The following is a 5,473-nucleotide window of genomic DNA, read 5'->3' as shown; positions in this document are numbered from 1 at the left end:
CACTACGATCACCAGATCACACATTTCCCCCATCATTTTGACACTGGAAACCTGCAAACCATGCCCGGGAATTAAAGCACCGATATTTTCTTCAATGGTTAGATAATAACCTTCATTAACCAGAAATTTTCTTAAACGACGCATCGTTTCTATGACCTGGGCACTGCCCATACGACCAATCAAACCGATATTACGAAAATGATCCATACCTTAACTAACCCTTATACTATGTAATAGCGTGATATATATGAGAGAGGACGATCGCTTCAAGAAGCACTCTACATTAGCCAATACTACACCGGCCGACACTAAGCACATAATAAATTAACAGACTCCAGACTTACAGCCTGAATACCGTTCTCACGACAATTCAGAGATTTGAACATGAGATTGTCTATGAAGACAGGAAACGCTGATAGGATTCACCAAATCCACGCCAGCCCTGTAGCCCGCCAGTATGAACAGCTAATACTCGCGCTCCCGCCTGGATTCTTCCTTGATGAATATACTCCGCCAGCCCATACATCATCTTTCCTGTATAAACAGGGTCTAGAACCAAACCATGCTCATCATAAACATCAGAAATAAATTCCGTCAGACGACTATTGATTTTGGCAAAGCCACCGAAATGATAGTGATGACATATTCTCCAAGGGTTAACCCTACTGGCACCTGATAACTGCCGCTCTACGCGATGCTCCAGGTCGTGAGCATTTTTTAGTGCAGAAAATCCAACACACTGGGCTCGACCAATATTTGCCTGAGCAATCCCTGCCAAGGTTGCGCCTGAGCCCACAGCACAAGCTATCAAGTCATAGTTAAGTTGCCCCGCATGATGCAAGGTATTAAATAAACTTTCGATTCCTAGCGTGCCTTGTCTACCTGCACCACCTTCAGGAACAACCCAGGCTTCGGGCATTGCCTCTTTATACATATCAGGTGTAGTGTTAGAAGCAGTGTGACGATACGTTTCACGATCAAGCCATTGAATCTTCATCCCCCACTTTTCGCAATCCTGCAGAGTAGGTGTCAAATCGCCGTGTGGTTCACCTCGAACAATACCGACAGAGTCCAGATTCAATTGATTTGCGGCATAAGCCAAGGCATGCAAATGATTTGAGTGGGCACCACCAAAACTTACAATTTGTGATTTGCCCGCCGCGACAGCCGCTAGTAAATGATGCTTTAGCTTGTACCATTTGTTCCCCGATATAAAAGGATGTACTTTATCGAGACGCAGACAGTCCAGGGTCACTAGCTGATCTTTCGCAATCTCCAGAGGAAAGGAGTGAACTTCGGGTAGTACATCAAATTGCACACCCAACTCAGCAGTAGTTTTATTATTAGCCAGCATAACCTTTATGACTCTCACACATGTCACTCACTCCTTCCTGAAAATCACCCGGTGCGCTAACCTTGCTTACACTCTTTCCGCAAACTTGACCTACGCCTTCGGCATGCTGGCAAATTGGCTGATCAAAGTGTTCTAACCAAGCTAGGTACTGCTCCTCCGTGACATAACATTTTGCCGCTACGAAAGCGTTTGGGTTATCAACATAATCACGAATTTCACTCGCCGTCATGGTGATATGCCCAGCACCCGGGTGGTAGGCAACGTAGACCACATCCAACGCTTTCAGGCGGTCAAACATACCTTCATTGGTGCTGCTAGCGCCACGAGACTCACTCAATTCCTCAAGCTCAGATCGCAGCTGCTCCTCACGTTCCTCTCGATAAGCAAGATCTAAATCTTTGCGATCTAACTGCTCCTTCAGGAGAACCATTTCAGCCTCCATTTTCTGACGCTCCAAGCGCTCCTTGTCACCCGCAGACGCACCTTTTAAGCGAGTCTCCAGTTTCGAAACTAGATCTGACTGATCACTGACCTGATCCTGAAGCTTTAAGAACTGATCATTTCGCTTACCTAGCTTGAGCTTTAGTTTTTCGTTTATCAGCTTAAGCTGTTCATTCGTTTGCTTAAGCTCTTGAATTTCATTCTTATAAGCATGCAGAATAATTTTCTGTTCACGATCTCCAAAATCAACATTTTGCTCACGACTAGACTCCAGAGTACGAATTCTTAGCCTCTGCTCCTTAAGCAAACGAGCCAACTTGGTTCGCTTTTCAACCTCTGTTTCCAAGCCCAAGTCATCCAACACCGGATCACTCGGTGAAAGAACTGGGATATCCGGCTCGGCTTTCTCAAATTGAAAGCGTAGTTTATTCAACTCGACCGCTTTCTTGAGTCGCAAGAAGTCATTCGACCCGGGCGTCATATCAGGATCCCATAGGTCGTTCAAATGCCAATTAATTGAACACTGCCCCCGGCAAGCCAAACGTATTGGCCCGCCACCTAAATCAGGCCCACTACCACTCACTTCAGCCAAGCGTTCAATTGGTACATTCCAACTTGCGTCAGCCTTGCCATCTTCGTCGAAATATAAAATGAAGAATACCAGCGCCTGGATCGTACCATCCTTGCCAATCACCGCATAAACTGCTTTAGCTTCTTGATCAGCGTAATCTGGTAAAGCACCCAAGCCGTCTAACATTGCCTCGAACTCCGAGAACATCAAATGTTTCGTTACTTGCTGATTTTCAACAAAGAAGACAGCCTCATATGAATCTGACTTTCTAAACCCCATAACTACCTCGTTAAGATGCGCATAGAAATTGCGCACCCAATAAATCTAAAACTACAAATCAGTTTAGTTGATAACCAAGGAAGCACACGTTTAAAAAAGAAAGGATATGTAACGCTGCCCGGACCTATTTCACAGATATAAAAAACTATATGAACTGAAGGTATTAAGGTATGAATAGCGATTGACGTAGATTCGTCTAGTTCAAGCAGTTTTATCGTGGGTGGTATTAATAAAAGCGGGGATAATTAGCTGGAGGGGAATATAGAAGGCAATGCTGTTACATCTCAACAGCATCGTCCTCAAACTCTTCATCGTCATATTCCAGCCATCCGGAATCCAATACTTCTTCTTCATATTCGTTCATTTCTATCTCCTTTTGATTGTTTCAAAAGCAAGCGTATAGAAGAAATATGACAGAAATAAGTCAGACATCTCAAGAAGTATATAATTTGAGGTTTTCTTATTGAGAAATGAGTAAGAGTTAAGGACTGTAAATTTAAATGGCGGACCGGACGGGATTCGAACCCGCGACCCCCGGCGTGACAGGCCGGTATTCTAACCAGCTGAACTACCGGTCCGCATACTTTAAATCTTACATTCACTACCTTCACACAAGAACAGTGCTAGTAGTGGTGGGTGGTACAGGGATCGAACCTGTGACCCTCGCCTTGTAAGGGCGATGCTCTCCCAGCTGAGCTAACCACCCATTTGGGTAGACCTAATTCTAACATTGTCACGCAGCACCTAAGATGCTCCTTTGTTAGAAACCACCTCTTTCAAGGTAGCAATCGAGTTGAAGTGTAAATGGCGGACCGGACGGGATTCGAACCCGCGACCCCCGGCGTGACAGGCCGGTATTCTAACCAGCTGAACTACCGGTCCGCAACAAACTTTACATTTCAATTTCAAATCTAAAAAAGATTTGGTGGGTGGTACAGGGATCGAACCTGTGACCCTCGCCTTGTAAGGGCGATGCTCTCCCAGCTGAGCTAACCACCCAACTCAATTGAGATGCGTATCTTAATGATTTCTTAGAAGCTGTCAATTAGAAATCAGCTTTTTTTTGCATAAATATGCAATTAATTTTCACAAGTCTCATATCTAGAAAAAACGTGAGGAAAAATCAAACAAACAGTTTAATTTTCAACCGATTAAATTAGATACTCCACCCATTTTTAGCGACTTTGCAGCCAGCCCTAATTCAAAGACTGACGAATCAGGTCCACATTCTCGCGCCGCTGCTCACTCATTTCTTTTTGTTCAGGCTCAGGCTCTTCTTTAGATTCGAGCTGAAAGTAAGCATACCACGGTTCACCATCATCGACCATTTCCTCCTCTCGAGGCACTGGAGCCGGCGCTATATTACCTGCTCTCGCTGCTCTTTCGAGACGATCTAACTCCAACTCTTCATTCAAGGTCAATTGAATTTTCGGCTCACGCCAAGGAGCCAACCAGTTTCGCCTTATTTTTCGCTTATCATCAATAGCGGCTAGATATTCATCAACATCATCCGCAAGCAGGTACAACTCCTGCTCCAAGGTTAAAGGCTTATCTCGTCGTAACTCCCGATACAAATCACTAGGCAGATAGAAAATCGGGAAGCCCCACATAAAGTTATTCGACCACGGCCAAATCACGGTAAACCAACCGTATTCTTGCATTGTGCCATCAAGTACCTCCTGAGCCTTATCAGCGTCAGTCGGGTGCCAAAACGAATGCGTCAAATAGCGAGTCTTGGGCATTTCCTTCATCGCCATTTCCCTTTCAACCAACTGCACATCGGCTGTTGCCATTTCATCTTCCGGCTCTATTAAAGAGTGCCTAATTTCAGGGAGCGACACCTCAGAATGTCGAATATAGGTAATCGACCCAGCGTCCAGATTCATACCAATATCAGCCTGTAAGTTAAGATCAAAAGCCATCATCACTTTATCATCGAAAGCTTCGAAACCAAATAACGGCATCAAGCTCTTGCGCACAGTAAAGTCATAACTTCCTGCTGGCAGCTCAACATAAGTGTAACTACCGGCACGAAGGTTAAAGATAATTTCGTCATTAATATAATAACTAGGTGCTTCCAGCTCTTCAGAGGCCCACTGACTGTTCGGCCGATAGAAGTAAACTAGTGCATTGGCTTCTTTATCCCACTCAGTATCATCGAGTTCCTTGAACATTTCGCCATCAGTATTGGGAAAATAGTAAGAACCCAGGTTTCGACCTGTCGACCAATAAATAGATGGATACCAACCTCTACCCTGCTTATGGAAAGGCTTCGAATAGGGCGCAGTAGTATCCGCCTTCACCTGACCAGAACTCAAAGCCAGCGGAAAAATCGCGCAGGCAAGCACAATAGAAAGCGCATAATAAAGAAAGGAGCGGGATGGTTTGCCCACAACGCTCTTTAATGATTGCTTAACCTCAGCAACGCGACCCAAGCTCACAGAGTAAGCGCTTCGTTGGCAAGTTTTGAAACTCACAATACCGTCCAATGTATCGTTTCCTATAGATGTACAGCTTTATATTTATTCGAGCAGCAAGACTAGCTACCCATCACAATCAGGCGGACAGTTTAACAGCTAGTTAATCTAATTTTTGCGATCTACCGCATGTCATCGAGAATCCGAATACCTGTAAAGACTATCTCACCCCGGGATTTGCACTAGAAGAAGACAATTTACCCAAGCTCGCCTCCAAATCAATGACTCTTTTTATAAGCTGGCGGCGACTTTCATCTATCGACAGCAAGCTTTCCTGGTTTTCTAATTGAACTTTGGCGCTATCACTCATACGAGCCTGTAGCGCAGCAATACGTTTTTCAAACTCTTGAG

The 5,473-nt window shown here is 44.7% G+C and carries 4 protein-coding genes, 4 tRNA genes and 1 pseudogene; all 9 read right to left on the bottom strand.

Features of this window, described 5'->3' with window-relative positions; genetic code table 11:
• A pseudogene (ppnK, locus tag A3761_RS07270) lies at positions 1–207 on the bottom strand (NAD(+) kinase); the annotation flags it as partial.
• Between the two features lie 187 nt (positions 208–394).
• The gene (locus A3761_RS07265) at positions 395–1,372 is read right to left on the bottom strand and encodes a 1-aminocyclopropane-1-carboxylate deaminase/D-cysteine desulfhydrase (protein ID WP_156491709.1); all 978 of its coding nucleotides are present in this window, start codon (positions 1,370–1,372) and stop codon (positions 395–397) included.
• Positions 1,344–2,645, bottom strand: a complete 1,302-nt coding sequence (locus A3761_RS07260; RefSeq protein ID WP_068553198.1) for a hypothetical protein — start codon at positions 2,643–2,645, stop codon at positions 1,344–1,346. Before A3761_RS07260 ends, A3761_RS07265 begins: the two co-directional genes overlap by 29 nt.
• Before the next feature lie 501 nt (positions 2,646–3,146).
• Positions 3,147–3,223 (bottom strand) — tRNA-Asp (locus A3761_RS07255).
• 52 nt (positions 3,224–3,275) lie between these two features.
• Positions 3,276–3,351 (bottom strand) — tRNA-Val (locus A3761_RS07250).
• 99 nt (positions 3,352–3,450) lie between these two features.
• Positions 3,451–3,527: transfer RNA gene (locus A3761_RS07245), tRNA-Asp, on the bottom strand.
• Positions 3,528–3,568: 41 nt separating this feature from the next.
• Positions 3,569–3,644: transfer RNA gene (locus tag A3761_RS07240), tRNA-Val, on the bottom strand.
• Between the two features lie 197 nt (positions 3,645–3,841).
• Complete coding sequence (locus A3761_RS07235) at positions 3,842–5,122, bottom strand: DUF2846 domain-containing protein (RefSeq protein WP_156490301.1); 1,281 nt, start codon at positions 5,120–5,122, stop codon at positions 3,842–3,844.
• Between the two features lie 160 nt (positions 5,123–5,282).
• On the bottom strand, positions 5,283–5,473 hold a 191-nt coding region (locus tag A3761_RS27300; protein WP_197472932.1), incomplete at its 5' end, for a hypothetical protein.

Source organism: Oleiphilus sp. HI0123, assembly GCF_001635315.1.
This window is presented reverse-complemented; position numbering and strand designations above follow the sequence as displayed.

What these genes read in the sequence shown, in the direction of transcription:
- A3761_RS07260 (WP_068553198.1), bottom strand. Translation starts at nt 2,645, where the DNA reads ATGGGGTTTAGAAAGTCAGATTCATATGAGGCTGTCTTCTTTGTTGAA.